This window comes from Afifella sp. JA880, assembly GCF_025379905.1.
Taxonomy (GTDB): domain Bacteria; phylum Pseudomonadota; class Alphaproteobacteria; order Rhizobiales; family Afifellaceae; genus Afifella; species Afifella aestuarii.
Window position 1 is genome coordinate 1,605,453 of the sequence record NZ_JAOANH010000001.1, and the last position, 16,301, is coordinate 1,621,753.

Annotated in this window: 14 protein-coding genes; 8 read left to right on the forward strand and 6 right to left on the reverse strand. The window is 65.0% G+C overall.

Annotated features, from left to right (window positions below; all coding sequences use genetic code 11):
* Positions 1-66 precede the first annotated feature (66 nt).
* The 7 genes from NYQ83_RS07580 (at position 67) to NYQ83_RS07610 (ending at position 7,865) form a co-directional block, all read left to right on the forward strand.
* A complete protein-coding gene (locus NYQ83_RS07580) occupies positions 67-1,686 on the forward strand; it encodes an FAD-dependent oxidoreductase (RefSeq protein WP_261213714.1) in 1,620 nt (539 codons plus the stop codon).
* Positions 1,683-2,540 carry a transporter substrate-binding domain-containing protein gene (locus NYQ83_RS07585; RefSeq protein WP_261213716.1) on the forward strand — a complete coding sequence of 286 codons (858 nt, stop codon included), beginning with the start codon at positions 1,683-1,685 and terminating at the stop codon, positions 2,538-2,540. Before NYQ83_RS07580 ends, NYQ83_RS07585 begins: the two co-directional genes overlap by 4 nt.
* A gap of 50 nt (positions 2,541-2,590) precedes the next feature.
* A complete protein-coding gene (locus NYQ83_RS07590) occupies positions 2,591-3,337 on the forward strand; it encodes an amino acid ABC transporter permease (RefSeq protein WP_261213719.1) in 747 nt (248 codons plus the stop codon).
* Positions 3,334-4,176, forward strand: coding sequence for an amino acid ABC transporter permease (locus NYQ83_RS07595; RefSeq protein ID WP_261213720.1), 843 nt, complete (start codon positions 3,334-3,336; stop codon positions 4,174-4,176). The genes NYQ83_RS07590 and NYQ83_RS07595 overlap by 4 nt, the downstream gene beginning before the upstream one ends.
* 43 nt (positions 4,177-4,219) lie before the next feature.
* Positions 4,220-4,948: an amino acid ABC transporter ATP-binding protein gene (locus NYQ83_RS07600; protein ID WP_261213722.1), complete on the forward strand. Its 729-nt coding sequence runs from the start codon at positions 4,220-4,222 to the stop codon at positions 4,946-4,948.
* 90 nt (positions 4,949-5,038) lie between these two features.
* Positions 5,039-7,105, forward strand: coding sequence for an NADH:flavin oxidoreductase (locus NYQ83_RS07605; RefSeq protein WP_128292249.1), 2,067 nt, complete (start codon positions 5,039-5,041; stop codon positions 7,103-7,105).
* Positions 7,106-7,151: 46 nt separating this feature from the next.
* Positions 7,152-7,865, forward strand: coding sequence for an HAD-IA family hydrolase (locus NYQ83_RS07610; protein WP_128292248.1), 714 nt, complete (start codon positions 7,152-7,154; stop codon positions 7,863-7,865).
* Between the two features lie 88 nt (positions 7,866-7,953).
* On the opposite strand, the gene NYQ83_RS07615 is transcribed toward NYQ83_RS07610, so the two are convergent.
* From NYQ83_RS07615 to NYQ83_RS07640, 6 genes are all read right to left on the reverse strand, one after another.
* Positions 7,954-9,414, reverse strand: a complete 1,461-nt coding sequence (locus tag NYQ83_RS07615; protein WP_261213726.1) for an AMP nucleosidase — start codon at positions 9,412-9,414, stop codon at positions 7,954-7,956.
* 45 nt (positions 9,415-9,459) lie between these two features.
* Entirely contained in the window at positions 9,460-10,194 is a 735-nt protein-coding gene (locus NYQ83_RS07620) for an ABC transporter permease (protein WP_128292246.1), read from the reverse strand.
* Entirely contained in the window at positions 10,191-11,129 is a 939-nt protein-coding gene (locus NYQ83_RS07625) for an ABC transporter ATP-binding protein (protein ID WP_261213728.1), read from the reverse strand. Before NYQ83_RS07625 ends, NYQ83_RS07620 begins: the two co-directional genes overlap by 4 nt.
* A complete protein-coding gene (locus NYQ83_RS07630) occupies positions 11,126-12,322 on the reverse strand; it encodes an ABC transporter permease (RefSeq protein ID WP_409976961.1) in 1,197 nt (398 codons plus the stop codon). The genes NYQ83_RS07625 and NYQ83_RS07630 overlap by 4 nt, the downstream gene beginning before the upstream one ends.
* On the reverse strand, positions 12,285-13,193 hold the full coding sequence (locus NYQ83_RS07635) for an ABC transporter substrate-binding protein (protein ID WP_261213730.1): 909 nt from the start codon (positions 13,191-13,193) through the stop codon (positions 12,285-12,287). The genes NYQ83_RS07630 and NYQ83_RS07635 overlap by 38 nt, the downstream gene beginning before the upstream one ends.
* Positions 13,194-13,419: 226 nt before the next feature.
* Positions 13,420-14,460, reverse strand: a complete 1,041-nt coding sequence (locus tag NYQ83_RS07640; RefSeq protein WP_261213732.1) for an AraC family transcriptional regulator — start codon at positions 14,458-14,460, stop codon at positions 13,420-13,422.
* A 147-nt stretch (positions 14,461-14,607) separates the two neighbouring features.
* On the opposite strand from NYQ83_RS07640, the gene NYQ83_RS07645 reads away from it, so the two are divergent.
* Positions 14,608-16,284 (forward strand): acyl-CoA synthetase, encoded by a 1,677-nt coding sequence (locus tag NYQ83_RS07645; RefSeq protein WP_261213733.1) that lies wholly within the window; start codon positions 14,608-14,610, stop codon positions 16,282-16,284.
* The last annotated feature ends 17 nt before the right edge of the window (positions 16,285-16,301 follow it).

Here is a 16,301-nt window from a genome sequence, read left to right on the forward strand (position 1 = left end):
TTTAATTTTGAACATTTCGAGTCTATCGACATAGTCGCGACAGAAAGTCGCCTCACCGGGAAGTATATGCCGAGCACCCTTGCGAACCTTGACGGGCTTGAATGCGATGTCGCTGTCATCGGAGCCGGGATCAACGGAGCAAGTGCCGCTCGGGAACTGACCGAAGCGGGTTATTCTGTCCTTCTCTGCGACAAGGAAGATTTCGCCGCCGGTGCGAGCAGCCGCTCTTCGCGGATGCTGCATTGCGGGCTGCGTTACTTCGAGGCCGAAAACCCGGTCGCGGCCTTCGGCCTGCATCCGCAGCGGTTTGTGCAGGCCTTGAAGATGGCGCGCGCCGGCATGGAGGCCCGCCACGAGATCGCCGAGACCGCAGCCGACGGCGTGAAACCGCTCACGATGTGCTTCCCGGTCTATCCCGAAAGCCCGGTGAAGAGCTGGCATCTCGATGTCGGGCTCAGGCTCCTGGAGCGGATCGGCCCCGGCGCGCCGCCTCTCGAATACCGCAAGATCACCGGAGATTTCGAACGGCACCTGACCTTTGCGGGCGATCTGCGCGACCTCGACCGCCTCAAGGCCGTGGCGACCTACCGCGAATACGTCTTCGACTGGCCGGAACGCTTCTGCGTCGATGCCGCGCTCGAAGCGGAAGCGGAGGGCGCGGTCGTCAAGAACTTCTGCCGCGCGGAGCTCGTCGAGAGGGATGCCGCAAAACGCTGGATCCTGCGGCTCGAAGCCAAGGACGGCTCGGTCGCGACGGCAAAGGCCCGCCTCGTCTTCAACATGGCGGGCACCTGGATCGACGAGGTTAATGCGGAGGCTGGTCCCGGCGCGCATGACGCCCCGCGCGAAGGGCCCGAGCGGCTGATCCGCGGCACCAAGGGGGCGCATATGATGGTGCGCCTGCCGGAGCGCTATCAGGGCTACGGCATCGCCACCATGCACCGGCAGGGCATGCCTTTCTACGCCCTGCCCTCGCATGAGGATTTCTTCTATTTCGGGCCGACGGAAACGCCCTTCGACGGCGACGCCAAGGATATTGCCGCAACCGACGACGAGATCGATTTCCTTCTCGGCGAAGCCAATTATCTCCTGCCGGGCTTGAACCTCACCCGTGCCGACATCGCCTTCACCTGGGCGGGGGTCAGGCCCCTCACCTTCGACGAAGAGCTACCGATGGGCCGCCGCTCGCGCGAGATCCACGATCTTTCGCGAAAGGGCATGCCCAACGTCTTCGCCATGACCGCCGGGCCGGTGATGTCGCATCGCAGCGCCGGCCGGGTACTGCGCAAACGTGCTGAAGCGGTTCTCGGCCCGGCTCCGCACGCGAACGGCAAGAGGCAATCGCCCTGGCGGATTTCTGAGACGTCGCCGCGGCTGTCGCAGCCGGAACCCGCCGGCAACGCCCGGCGCGCCGCCTTCCGCCACGCCGTCACGCACGAACATGCCCGCGACCTCAAAGGCATTCTTTACACGCGCACGGCCCTTGCCTGGCGCCGCCATCTCGCACGCGAAGATGTGGAGGAGGCCGCCCGGTCGGTGGCCGATCTCCTCGAATGGACGCCCGAACGAACAGCCGAAGAAGTCGAGGGCTTCCTCAACTACCAGCGGACGGTGTTTCGCACCGGTTTGCGCCCGAACGATCGATCGACCGCAATGCCAGCCTCAACCGGAGACATGCAGCCATGAAATCGATAGCGAAAGTCCTAGGCCTCCCCGTCCTCGCCGCATTGGCGGGCGCGACCTTCCTCGCCGCCACGGCCCCGGCCCAGGCGGCTGACGGACGACTGCAGGAAATCCTCGACCGCGGCACGGTCCGCGTCGGCGTGCTCGGGGCGTTCAAGCCCTGGTCGTTCCCCTCGACCGACGGCACCCAGGAAGGCATCGAAATCGATCTCGCAAAAAGCGTGGCCGATACGCTCGGCGTCGATCTCGAACCGGTCGTCGTCACCTCCGCGAACCGCATGCAGTTCCTGCAGCAGGGCAAGATCGATGTGATCATCGGCGGCATGTACGACACCGCCGAGCGCCGCAAGATCATCGGCATCATCGAGCCTGCCTACTGGACCTCCGGCCCGACCTTGATGGCCAAGGAAGGTGCCATTGCGAGCTGGGAAGACATCAAGGACAAGCCGATCTGCGCCAAGCAGGGCGCCAATTACAACAAGCAGGTTCAGCGCGAATACGGGCCGCGTCTCGTCGCTTTCACCGGCAATACGGAAGGCAAGGCCGCCCTTCGAGCCGGCAAATGCGTCGCGTGGCTCTATGACGACGCCTCCATCATGGCCGACCTCGCCTCCGGCGAATGGGACGGCTACGAAATGCCCGTCTCCGTCCTCTTCAACAATCCCTGGGCCTCCGCCGTGCCGATCGAAGAGCTCGACAAGCCCTGGGGCGTCTTCATGACCGGCATGGCCTATCGCTGGCAGGCCGGCGGCAAGCTCCTCGAGCTTGAAAAGAAGTGGGGCGTGAAGCCGTCCGATTGGCTCGCCGAACAGCACAAGCGTCTCGAATGGGACGAAAGCTACCTCGACGGACAATAAGCACCCGTAGCGAGACCAGGGGAAGTCAGTATTAATTGCAGGGCATAAGCTTGTTCAGCCTCATCGCGCCTTTGTTCCAGCGGCTCTACGACGAGACCGGCCTCAACTTCATCGTCTTCTACGATCGCTATGAATACGAGCGTTTCGTCTCCGGAATCGCGATTTCGCTGCAGCTCATCTTCTGGTCCATTCTGCTTTCCCTCGTCATCGGGGTTCTGGGCGCGTGGGTGCAAACCTCGCGCTCGAGGCTCTTGAGGGGCGTCGTCAACGGCTACATTCAGCTCTTCCGCAACACGCCGCCCCTCATCCAGCTCCTTTTCTTCTATTTCGGCCTCGGCGCCTTCACGCCGCAGGTCGACATGGGCGGCTATTACGAGCCGCTCATCTCCTCCTTCACCTGGGCGATCCTGTCGCTCGGCATCTTCGGCGGCGCCTTCAACGTGGAAATCTTCCGCTCCGGCATCGAGGCGGTGCCGAAGTCGACGGCCGAAGCCGCGGAAAGCCTGTGCTTCTCGCGCTGGCAGACCTACGCCTACGTCACCCTGCCGCTCGCCTTCCGCATCAGCCTGCCGGCGCTCACCAACAACCTCGTCAGCCTCGCGAAGACGACCTCGCTCGCCTACGTCATTTCGGTTCCAGAAATGACCTACACGCTCAATCAGGTCTGGTCGGACAACATCAACGTGCCGGAGATGATGCTCGTCCTGTTCCTCTTCTACGTCATCATCGTCAGCCTGATCGCCGCCGGCCTGCACTGGCTCGAAAAACATCTGGCGCTGCCGGGATATGGACAATGAAGACAGTCCGCCCCTTCCGCATCGACGCCGAAACGCTCTCGGCCTTCCTCCCAAGCCGCTCGATCCGCGGCTGGCAGGGCCTCCTGCTTCTCGGCATCTTTCTCGCGAGCCTCGCCGCAGCACAGGCTCAGGGCGTCGCGGCGCCGCAGACACCCTCGGCAATCGCCACACTCATCGAGTGGATGCCCTTCATTCTGAAAGGCTTCATCCTCAACCTCGTCATGAGCTTCCTGGCGATGGGGATCGCGACGGTTCTCGGGATCGCGCTCGGCATGCTGCAGCTCAGCCACAGCCGCCTCCTGCGCGCGCCGGCCTGGATCATCACGCATCTCTTCCGCAACTCGCCCTGGCTCGTCATCCTCTTCGTCGTCATGCTCCTCGTCCCTTTCGAGGTGGAGCTGCCGGGCGGGCGAAACCTGATCCTCTCCGACTGGATCAAGGCGACGATCGCCTTCTCGCTGCCGGTGATGGCGAATGTCAGCGAGATCGTGCGCGGCGCCATCGTTTCCATCCCACGCGGGCAGTGGGAATCGGCGGAAAGCCTCGCCTTCACCCGCGGCCAGACGCTGCGCTGGATCATCCTGCCGCAATGCGTGAAGCGGGCGATCCCGCCATGGATGAACTGGTACGCGCTCCTCGCCATGGCGACGCCGATGGCCTCCATTCTCGGCGTGCGCGAAGCCGTCGGAAATGCGCAGGCGGCGATGGAAGCGGCGGGCGCGCGGCCGGAACTCCTCGTGCCGTTCTATCTGTTCCTGCTGCTTCTCTTCTTTGCCTACATCTACCCGATTTCGATTTGGACCCGAGCGATCGAGCGAAAATATGCTGTCGAGACCTAAGAAAACTGCGTCTGGCCCGGATACGCCGGCCTGGACGCCGGACATGCCGCTCGTCGAGGTGCACGACGTTCACAAATCCTTCGGCGAGCTCGAAGTCTTGAAGGGCGTCAGCTTCGATGTCCGCCAGGGCGAGGTCGTGTGCATCATCGGCCCGTCGGGCTCCGGCAAGTCGACGCTGATCCGCTGCATCAACGGCCTCAACAACATCCAGCAGGGCTCGATCAAGGTCGAAGGCCAGGAGGTCAACGACCCCCACCTCAACCTCCTGGAACTGCGCAAGAAGGTCGGCATCGTCTTTCAGCAGTACAATCTCTTCCCCCACAAGACGGCGCTCGAAAACGTCATGATGGCGCCGGTGAAGGTTCTCAAAGAGCCGAAGAAGGAGGTGGAGGAGCGCGCCCGCGCTCTCATCGCGAAAGTGCGTCTGAGCGGCAAGGAAGACGTCTATCCCGGTCATCTTTCCGGCGGCCAGCAGCAGCGCGTGGCGATCGCCCGCAGCCTCGCCATGCGCCCCGACGTCATGCTCTTCGACGAGGTGACGGCGGCGCTCGATCCGGAAACGGTCAAGGAAGTGCTCCTCACCATCAAGGAGCTCGCGGCCGAAGGCATGACCTGCATCCTCGTGACCCACGAAATGGGCTTTGCCCGGGAGGTGGCGGACCACGTGTATTTCACCGACCGAGGCGTGATCGTCGAGCACGGTCCGCCGGAAGAATTGTTCACCCGCGCCAAGGACGAGCGCACCCAGCGCTTCCTTAGCCAAGTCGTCTAGCCGCATCGCCCTCGGCCTCGCGGTCGCAACGGCGTGACGGACCCCGTCGCGCCGAAGGGATCGCTATGCCTTCGTCAAAGAGAGAAATGGATGTTTGAAACCGCACTCAGCCAAACGCCGCTGCAAGGCGATCCCGCCCACAAGGATCCGCTCCTGCGCCCTTTGCGCATCAAGCATGTCGAATTCCGCAACCGCATCATGAGCACGAGCCATGCCTGCGGGCTTGAATCCGGCGGCATGCCTCAGGAGGCCTACCAGCTCTATCATCTGGAAAAGGCCAAGGGCGGTATCGGGCTGTCCATGTTCGGCGGTTCGTCCAACGTCGACCGCGATTCCCCGAACATTTTTCGTCAGCTCAATGTCGGCGACGACGCGATCATTCCGCATCTGAGGCGCTTCAGCGAACGCATGCACGGGGAAGGCGCGGCGCTCATGTGCCAGATCACGCATCTCGGCCGCCGCGGCGATCCCTATGCCGGCGACTGGCTGCCGACGATCGCCCCCTCGCCGCTGCGCGAAACCCTGCACCGCAGCATCCCGAAGGAGATGGACGAACACGACATCGCGCGTGTCGTGAAGGCCTATGCCGCCGCCGCGCGCCGCTGCAAGGAGGGCGGGCTCGACGGCATCGAGACGCTCGCCGCCGGGCATCTGATCGGCCAGTTCCTCTCGCCTCTCACCAACCGGCGCACCGACCGCTTCGGCGGCAGCCTGGAAAACCGCTGCCGCTTTGCCGTGATGGTGCATGCGGCGATGCGCGAGGCGGTCGGAGAGGATTTCCTGATCGGCATTCGCTACGTGGTCGACGAAGCGACCAAGGGCGGCCTCAGCTTCGACGATTGCGTCGAGGCGGCGCTGCTTTTGAAGCGCGAAGGCGCCGTCGATTTCTTCAACGCCATCTACGGCACGATGGACACGACGCGGGCGCTCGCGGAAGAGAACATGCCGGGCATGGGCTCCAAGCTCGCGCCCTGGGTCGAGCCGGTCGGCGCCTTCAAGGCCGAGATCGGCCTGCCGGTCTTCCATGCCGCCCGCATCGCCGACATCTCGTCGGCGCGCTTTGCCGTTGCCGAAGGCAAGCTCGATATGGCGGGGATGACGCGCGCGCAGATCGCCGATCCGCATCTCGTCGCCAAGCTTGCCGCCGGTCGCGAGGAGGACGTCCGCCCCTGCGTCGGCGCCACGCATTGCCAGTCGCCCTATCGCCCCTCCTGCCTGCACAACCCCGTCACCGGCCGGGAAACGAAGCTGAGCCACGTCATCCGCCCGACGGACGGGCCGAAGCGCAAGGTCGTCGTCATCGGCGGCGGCCCGGCCGGGCTCGAAGCGGCGCGCATCGCGGCCGAACGCGGCCATGACGTATCGCTCTACGAAGCCGCGGCCGATGTCGGCGGGCAGGTTCTTCTCGGCTCGACCGGCTCCTGGCGCCGCGATCTCATCGGCATCGTGGAATGGCGGGTCGCCGAGCTTTCGCGCCTCGGCGTCGAGATCCACACCAACGCCTATATGGAGGCCGACGACATCAAGGCGCTCGCCCCCGACGTCGTCATTCTCGCCACAGGCGGCCTGCCGCAGATCGATCTTCTTGAAGGCGACGATCTCTGCGTCAGCACCTGGGACATCCTTTCAGGCCAGGTGCCGATCGGGCGCGACGTCCTCGTCTATGACGGCACCGGCCGTCATCCGGGGCCGCTTGCCGCCGAGAAGGCGAAGGAGGCCGGGGCGAACGTCACCTATGCCACGATCGATGTGACGATCTGCGAAGAGCTCACCTATGCGGAGCGGCTGCGCTGGAAGAAGCGCTTCCTCGCCCTCGGCGTCACGCCCGTTTCGGAGACCCGCCTCGTCGCCGTCACCCGCAAGGACAACCGCCTCGAAGCCGTCCTCCTCAACGAGCTGTCGCGGGAGGAGACCTCCGTTCTCGTCGACCAGGTGATCGTCGAGCAGGGCAGCATCCCGATGAACGAACTCTTCGAAGAGCTGCGCACGACTTCCAAGAATGACGGCATCACCGACATCGAGACCTTCATCAGCCTGCAACCGCAGCCCTTCCGGGACGGCGCCGGCTTCGAGGTCCACCGCATCGGCGATGCCGTTTCAAGCCGCAACATCCACGCCGCCATGCTCGATGCGGTCCGCATCTGCAGCCCGCTTTGAGCGGGCAGCACCAGCTTCTGCAATTTCCCCCAAGAAAGGCCACGCCATGCGATTTTCCCACTTCAAGGTTCTCACATTCGACGTCGTCGGAACGCTCATCGATTTCGAGAAAGGTCTGCTCGACGGATTTCGTTCGTTCGGCGGACCGGCGGCCCGCGATCTCAGCGACGACGAGATCTTCGTTCCCTACATCGAGGCCCGCCACATTTATCCGGGCCGCTCCAGTCAGGTGATGGAAGACGTCTATCAGCACGTTGCCGGCAAGCTCGGGCTCGACACCAGCAAGGGCGCAGCCACCGCGTTCCAGGCGCATGTCCTGAACTGGCCGGCCTTCCCGGATTCCGCCGAGGCACTGAAGCGCCTGCGCACCCGTTTCCGGCTCGTCGCGATGACCAACACCGACCGCGTCGTCTTCACGAGCTACGCGCATACCCTCGGCCATCCCTTCCATGACGGCGTGACGGTCGACGAGGTGGGCATCCCCAAGCCCGATCCGCGCTTCTTCGACTTCAACCGCGGCCGCCAGTCGGCCTTCGGCTACAAGCAGGAGGAAATTCTGCATGTGGCGCAGAGCCAGTATCACGACATCGGCGTGGCCCGCGAACTCGGCTATTCCGTCTGCTGGATCGAGCGGCGGCAGGGCCAGGAAGGCTTCGGTGGCACGCCGGTGCCGAAGGAAGTGACGAAGCCGGACTTCCATTTCCCGACGCTCGCCGCGCTCGCCGATGCGATCGACGAGGATTTCGCCGCAAACCACTAAAGGCGGTCGCGCGCGTTTTGATCCTGCAGGCCGGCTCCGGCCGGCCTGTCTCCAGTAAGATCTCGGGCGCTCACCGGATCTCGGGCGCTCAGCGGAAGGGCGGCTCGTCGAAGGCGCGCAGCTTGCGCGAATGCAGCCTGTCTCCCTCGCGGCGCAAAAGCTCGACGGCGCGGATGCCGATCTGCAGATGCTCTGAGATTGCTCCCTCATAGAACCGGTTCGCCTGCCCCGGCAGCTTGATCTCGCCGTGCAGCGGCTTGTCGGAGACGCAGAGAAGCGTCCCGTAGGGCACGCGGAAACGGTAGCCCTGCGCGGCGATCGTCGCACTCTCCATATCGACGGCGACGGCCCGGCTCTGATTGAGGCGGTGCGCCGAGGCGGTGTAGCGCAGCTCCCAATTGCGGTCGTCCGTGGTGACGACGGTGCCGGTTCTGAGCCGCAGCTTCACCTCTTCGCCATGCATGCCGCTCACCTGCTTGGTCGCATCGTAAAGCGCCCGCTGCACCTCGGCGAGGCTCGGGATCGGGATATCCGGCGGCAAGACGGCATCGAGAACGTGGTCGTCGCGCAGATAGGCGTGGGCGAGCACATAGTCGCCGATCGACTGGCTTTCGCGCACGCCGGCGCAATGGCCGATCATCAGCCAGGCATGCGGGCGCAGCACCGCCAGATGATCGCAGATCGTCTTCGCATTCGACGGTCCGACGCCGATATTGACGAGCGTGATCCCGGAACGACCCGCCCCCATCAGGTGATAGGCCGGCATCTGGTGCTTCTTCCAGGCGAGCTCGGAGATCGCCCGCTCCGGATCCTCCGTCTCCTTCGTCACGAGACTGCCGCCGGCGCAGGAGAGCGCCTCATAGGGGCTCTCCGGATCGCGCACCTGCTCACACGCCCACCGAATGAACTCGTCGACGTAGCGGCTGTAATTGGTGAAGAGAACGAAGGGCTGAACGTGGTCGGCGGGCGTGCCCATGTAATGCTTCAGCCGCGCCAGCGAAAAATCCGTGCGCAGCGCATCGAAATGCGACAGCGGGATCTCCTGGGCGGAGGCAAACAGCCCGTCGGAAACCTCATCGCCGATCAGAGCGAGTTCCGTCGTCGGAAAATGCCGGATCATTTCGAGCGTCGTCGCCCGGTCGAGCACGAGATCCCCGTCCTCGAGGACATAGGGAAAGGGGATTTCCTGGGACGACGGACGCACGCTCAGATGCACGCGGTGATCTTCGGCCAGAATGGCGAGCTGATCGGCGAGGTAGTTGCGAAAGAGCGCCGGCCGCGTGATCGTGGTCGTGTAGCCGCCCGGGCGCGTGAAACGCCCATAGGCGCGCGGCTTGAAGCTGCGCGGCGGCGCCCCGTCCCAGCTGACGCGCAGCTCCGGATAACAGAAAAGGCCCGCCTCGCGGGCCGCCGGATCGGGCGGCGTACCGTCCTTGGCAAAGAGCGCGATGGCGTCCCGCAGCTCCTGGACGGCGGCCTCGTAAAGCTGTTCGAGGCGGTTCAGCGCGTCTTCGACGCCGGCTATGTCGGTTGTCCTGTCGTCTTTCATCACAATTCCTTCCGCCCGGAAGGCCATATCGCAAGACGCCTCTGTTTAGCTACGGGCGGCCGTCATCCGCGAGATTTCACCGAGACCGTCATAGAGGATGACGGCGAGCGCGCCGGTCAAAAGGCCGCCCTGCAGCACGAAGGCGAGATTGTTGGAGTTGAGCCCGGCGATGATCACCTCGCCTAAGCCTTTGGCGGCGACCGTGGAGCCGATCGTCGCCGTCGAAAGCGCAATCACAAGCGAAATGCGCACGCCTTCGAGGATCACGGGCAGAGCGAGCGGCAGCTCCACCTGAAAAAGCCTCTGCCGCCCCGTCATGCCCGTCCCCTTCGCCGCTTCCGCGACGGCCGGCTGCATGCCGGTCAAGCCCGCGAGCGTGTTCTCGAAGATCGGCAGAAGCCCGTAGAGAAAGAGGGCGATCAATGTCGGCCAGGTGCCGAAGCCGACGACCGGCACGGCAAGCGCCAGCACCGCCACCGGCGGAAAGGTCTGGCCGATATTCACGATGGCACGCGACAGGGGCAGGAATTCCGCCCCGATCGGCCGGCTCACCAGGATTGCGAGCGCCACGCTGATGAGCGTCGCCGGCACGATCGCCGCCACCACGATCAAAAGATGCGAGATGGTGAGGTCGAGAAGGCTCGCGCGGTCATAGATCGCCGGCGCCCCCACCGGCGCAAAGGGCTCAAGCAGCGGCCTGAACGCCTCCGGGACGAAGAGGAAGGCGAGCACCAGCGCCACGAGCGCAAGCCGCAGGAGAAGGACGAAAGGCCGGCTCATGCCACCGATCGCGCTGCATCGAGAAGCGCCCCTCGCCGCACGAGACCGCGCGCCGACCCGTCCTCACCGACCACCGGCAGAACCTCGCGACCACTCCAGATCATTTCCGCCAGCGCATCATAGAGCGAGCGATCGGCGGCAATCGGCGTTCCTTCTGCGGTTCCTTCCTCGGTCCGCTCACTGACCGGGATGAGCGAGAGATAGCGGAACGGCCGGTCGTCGTCCCCTACGAGGTTGCGGACGTTATCGCTTGCCGGATGGGTCAGGATTTCGGCCGGCGGCGCGAGCTGCTCCACCCGCCCCTCGCTCATCACGGCGATGCGGTCGCCGAGCCTGATCGCCTCGGCCATATCGTGGGTGACGAGCAGGATGGTGGAGCCGAGGCGGTCCTGGATGCTCTTGAGATCGGTCTGCGCCTTGGCGCGGATGACGGGATCGAGCGCCCCGAACGGTTCGTCCATCAGAAGCATGTCGGGACGGGCGGCAAGCGCGCGGGCGACGCCGACGCGCTGCGCCTGACCGCCCGAGAGCTGGTGCGGATAGCGCGGCGCGATCTCGTCGGGATCGAGCTGCAGGAGCTCCAGAAGCTCGTGCACGCGTGCGTCGATCTTCTTGCGATCCCAGCCCAGGAGCTTCGGCACGGTGGCGATGTTGCGGGCGACCGTCCAATGCGGAAAAAGCCCGTGATCCTGGATCGCATAGCCGATGCGGCGGCGGAGCTCATAGGCCTTCATCTGCCGCGTATCGGTGCCGTCGATCTCCACCAGCCCCCGTGTCGGTTCGACGAGCCGGTTGATCATCCGCAGGAATGTCGACTTGCCCGAGCCGGACGTGCCGACAATCACCGTGATCGTCGCCGCCTCGATCTCCATCGACACGTCGCGAACGACGGCAGTGCCGGCATATTCCTTGGTGAGGCCTTCGATGCGGATCATGCCTTTGCTCCGGGGAGAACGTCGATGACGGCGTCGAGCACGACGGCGGCGGCAAATGCCAGCGCCACCGTCGGCAGTGCGCCGAGAAGGATGAGGTCGGTCGCCGTCTGGCCGAGCCCCTGGAAAACGAAGGTGCCGAAACCGCCCCCGCCGATGAGCGCGGCGATGGTGGTGAGGCCGATATTCTGCACGAGCACGATACGCACGCCCGTCAGAATGACCGGCAAAGCGAGCGGCAGTTCGACGGAGATGAGCCGCTGACGGCTCTTCAGCCCCATGCCGGCAGCCGCTTCCGTGACGCTCGGCGACACGCCGGAAAGCCCGGCGGCCGTGTTCGCCACCATCGGCAACAGCGAATAGAGAAACAGCGCCACGAAGGCCGGCGCCATGCCGATGCCGCGAATGCCGATTTCGGAGGCGCCCGGCACGTTCGCCGCCACCCAGCTCAAAGGCACGATCAGCATGCCGAAGAGCGCGATCGACGGGATCGTCTGGATGAGGCTCAAGGTGCTGAGGACCGGGCCTTTCAAGCGTTCGGAGCGATGGATCAGAATGCCGATCGGCACACCGGCGGCGATGGCGACGGCGAGCGAGCCGAAGGCCAGCTGCAGATGATGCGCGCCCTCCCGCCAGAAAGTCGCGGCGTGCCCGCGATATTCGGCAAGGATCGACAAGGCGTCCCATTCCCCGGTCATGAGGATTGCGCCGATCGCGGCCGCCGCAAGCGCAAACACGCCGAGCCTCAGGAGCGGGCCGGGCTTCAGCCTGACGATCGCATCGGTGATCAGGATCGAGAGCGCAAAGCCCGCGAGCCAGAAGCCCGCTCCCGGCGCCACGCGCGCATAATCGGCTCCGTCCGCCATCAGCATGCGCGCCGACACACCGATCGCGATCAGGAGGAGAAGCAGGGTCAGCGCCGGGGCGGCGAGCCGGATTGCCGGCGGGCGCACGAAGAGCGCGACGGCAATGGTGGTGACCGCGCAGGCGAGCAGCGCCACGGCCCAGACGGCGGGCAGTGCCTCGAAAAGCCCGCGCGCCTCGGCGAGCGCGATCCGGTTCGCCCGGTAGCTCGCCAAAGGCAAAGCGAGCGCCACCGCCAGCAGCGCGCCCATGGGCGCGCCGAGCTTGTCAGGACGCGGGATCACAAAGCCCGGCTCAGCCGTCGATGAAATCGTGCGAGACGAGGAATTCATGCGCCACATCGCCCGCTGGCTGGCCCTCGACCTGCACCTGGCCATTGAGCTTCTGCAGCGTTTCGAGCGTCAGGGCCTCAAATACGGGCTTCAAAAGCTCGGCGATCTCCGGATGCTCGTCGAGAACGGGTTTTCTGATGATCGCGGTCGGCTGATAGACGGGCTGCACGCCCTTGTCGTCTTCCAGAACCTGCAGGCCGGCCGCCTGGATCGCGCCGTCGGTGCCGTAGACCATCGCTGCATTGGCGCCGTTCGTCTCTCGCGCCGCCGCGCGGATCGTGGCCGCCGTATCGCCGCCCGAGAGCACGATGAGCTGATCGGAATTGAGCTTGAAGTCATAGGCCTTCTGGAAGGCCGGCAGAGCCGCGGCGGAGTTCACGAATTCCGAGGAGGCGACCAGCTTGACGTCGCCGCCATCCTTCACCCATTTCCCGAAATCGGAGAAGGTCGTGATGCCGTTCTCCTCTGCCACATCGCTTCGAAGCGCCACGGCCCAGGTGTTGTTGGCCGGCGCCGGCGTCAGCCAGACGATGTCGTTTTCCTCTCCGTCGAGCTTCTTGGCCATGTCGTAGGCCTTCTCGGCATCCGTCCAGACCGGCTCGTCGGCGCGGTTGAAGAAGAAGGCCGCATTGCCGGTATATTCCGGATAGATGTCGATCTCGCCGGCGGTGATCGCCTTGCGCACCACGGGCGTCGCGCCGAGCTGCAGACGGTTCTCCGTCTCGATGCCGGCATCGTTCAGGACTTCCAGGATGATGTTGCCGATGACGCCGCCTTCGGTGTCGATCTTGGAGGAGACGACCACCTGGGCGGAGGCGCTACTGGCGGCGAACGTTCCGGCCGCGACAGCCAGGGCGATGAGAATTTTCATGGACGATCTCCAAAATCTCCGACGATGGGTGACGCGACCATCGGCGCGCGGTGCGAACGCCGGAAAATCCGAAGCATCGAGGCAAGCTCCCCGGATTGCATCCCATTCCCCCGCAGCTCATCCAACGGTCAACCACCAGCTAGGTACAGCAGGTGAACGCCTTGTCCATGATGGAAGATCCAAAAGTCGCGCGAAACGCCCCGTTCGCGGCGGATTCGTCGCGCCTTCAGAGCGTCCCCTTCGGCGCCGAACCTGTCTCGCCGGGCGATCGGGGCTCAGGCTTTCTGGCCTCGCGGCGAAATTCGCCCGGGCTCTTGCCGGTCCATCGGCGAAAGGCGCGATGAAAGGCGCTCGGCTCGGAAAAGCCGAGATCGGCGGCAAGCTCTCCGACCTTTGAATGGCCGTGGAGAAGCTCCTGGGTCGCCACCGCCATGCGCAGCTCGTCCTTGATGTCGTTGTAGGTCTGGCCTTCGAGACGCAGTTTCCGCCGCAAGGTGGAGGCGGGCAGACGCATCTGCGCCGCGAGCTCCTCAAAGCCCGGCCAGGCCGAGGGCGGCATCGCCCGCAGGCGCTCGCGCAGCCGCGCCGCCTGTCCGGCATCGTGGCGGTAGCGCACCAGGATGTTGGCGGGTGCCTGGCGCAGGAACTCGCGCAGCGCCCGCTCGTCGCGGATCGGTGAAAGCTTCAGGAAATCGGCATCGAAGACGAGCCCGCTCTCCGGCTGATCGAAACGCACAGGCGCGCCGAAGAACAAGCGGTATTCGGCCTCATATGGTGGCGGAGGTCCGCGAAAGTCGACCCGGCGGAGCGGAATGCGCCGCCCGATCAGCCAGCAGGAGAGCCCATGCACCATGATCCAATAGGTGCGGTAGGCGAAGGCGGAGCGCGGACCGGCTTTGTCCTTGAGGACGATTTCGGCAAGCCCGTCGGCAACGCAGAGCTCGCCATAAGGGTCTTCCAGAACGACCCGCAGAAAACGCAGCGCCCGCCGCAGTGCCTGGTCCAGGCTTTTGGCCGACAGGATCGCATGGCACAGAAGCGTGAAACTGCCGCGCGGCATCGGCCTTGCCGCCTCGCCGAAGAACTCGTCATCGACCGCAAGCGCCACCGCCAGCCAGAGCGCACCATATTGCTCTGCCGACACCGGCTCCACCACGATGGCCGGCAGGCCGGCCTGGCGCAGAAGCGGCTCTCGCGCGATGCCGCGCCGGTCCAGACAGGCGAGCGCATCTTCGACGAAACACGGGGCGATCATGCGCCGTTCCAATCAAGCCCACTCCCCAAAAGTGGTAAAACCGATCACGAAATTAGAGCAATTCGGTCATCGCACGCCACATCTCTTCATCGCTAACCTGACTTCACAAAAGAACACGGTTCCTCCGCCGCCGCGGAAAGGAACTCAGGGAGGACAGATATGGCCGCGCCTTCTGGCAGCGAAGACCGCGACGATTATGCCGAAGCGATCGCGAACTTTCGTCTCGACGACATCACGAAGCTTCTCTCGGGCGATCTCGAAACTGGGATCAACGCCTGCGTCGAATGCTGCGACCGGCATGTGGCCGGCGGCGGCACGGCGCTTCACTATATCAGCGCCGATGGCCGTCAGGAGACCTACAGCTTCGCGCAGATGCAAAAGCTCTCGGCGCGCTTTGCCAATCTTCTCGCCGAGGAGGGCGTCAAGCCGGGCGATGTCGTCGCCGGCATGCTGCCGCGCACGCCGGCACTCCTTGCCATCATTCTCGGAACCTGGCGGGCGGGCGCCGTCTACCAGCCGCTCTTCACGGCCTTCGGCCCGAAAGCGATCGAGCACCGGCTCCAGATGTCGGACGCCCGCCTCGTCGTGACCGACACGGCCAATCGCGGCAAGCTCGAGGGGATCGCGGCTCTTCCCCGCGTCGTCCTCGTCGGTGGTGGGGACAGCACGGCCTCGTCATCGGGCGACATCGACTTCGACAGCGCCATGGCGCGCCAGTCGGAGGAATTTGCGCCGGTGATGCGCCGCGGTGATGATCTCTTCCTGATGATGTCGACCTCCGGCACGACGGGTCTTCCCAAGGGCGTGCCGGTGCCGCTCAAGGCGCTTGCCGCCTTCCTCGTCTATATGCGCGATGCCGTGGAATTGCGGGCGGACGACGTCTTCTGGAACATCGCCGATCCGGGCTGGGCTTACGGCCTTTATTACGCCGTCACCGGCCCGCTCGTCCTCGGCCATGCGACCACTTTCTATGACGGGCCGTTCACGGCGGCGAGCACCTACGACATCATCAAGCGCTACGGCATCACCAATCTCGCCGGCTCGCCGACGGCCTTCCGGCTTCTGATCGCCGCCGGACCCGAGGCCGCCGCCGAGGTCAAAGGCCAGCTCCGCGCCGTCTCGAGCGCCGGCGAGCCTCTCAACCCGGAAGTCATTCGCTGGTTCGCCGAGCATCTTGATGCCCCGATCCACGATCATTACGGGCAGACGGAACTCGGCATGGTGGTGAACAACCACCACCGCCTCCGTCACCATGTGCATCCGGGCTCCGCCGGCCATGCCATGCCGGGCTACCGCGTCGCCGTCCTCGACGATGGCGGCCGCGAACTGCCGGCACACAAGCCCGGCATCCTTGCCGTCGACATCGCGAAATCACCGCTTCTCTGGTTTTCCGGCTACTGGCAGCAGCCGACGCCGGCGATCGCCGACGGCTATTACCGCACCGGCGATACGGTGGAGATGGAAGAGGACGGGCGCATCAGCTTCGTCGGTCGTGCCGACGACGTGATCACCTCGTCGGGCTATCGCATCGGCCCCTTCGACGTGGAAAGCGCGCTCATCGAGCATCCGGCCGTCATCGAGGTGGCGGTCATCGGCAAGCCCGATCCGGAGCGCACCGAGATCGTCAAAGCCTATGTGGTGCTGCGCGAGGGGACGGAAGCTTCCACGGAGCTCGCCGAAGAGCTGCGGCTCTACGTCAAGGAGCGGCTCTCCGCGCACGCCTATCCGCGCGAGATCGAGTTCACCGAGGCTCTGCCGAAGACGCCGAGCGGCAAGCTGCAGCGCTTCATGCTGCGCAACCGCGAGAAGGCGAAGACCGACAGCGACGCCGCCTGAGCCAGCGGCTCCGAGCT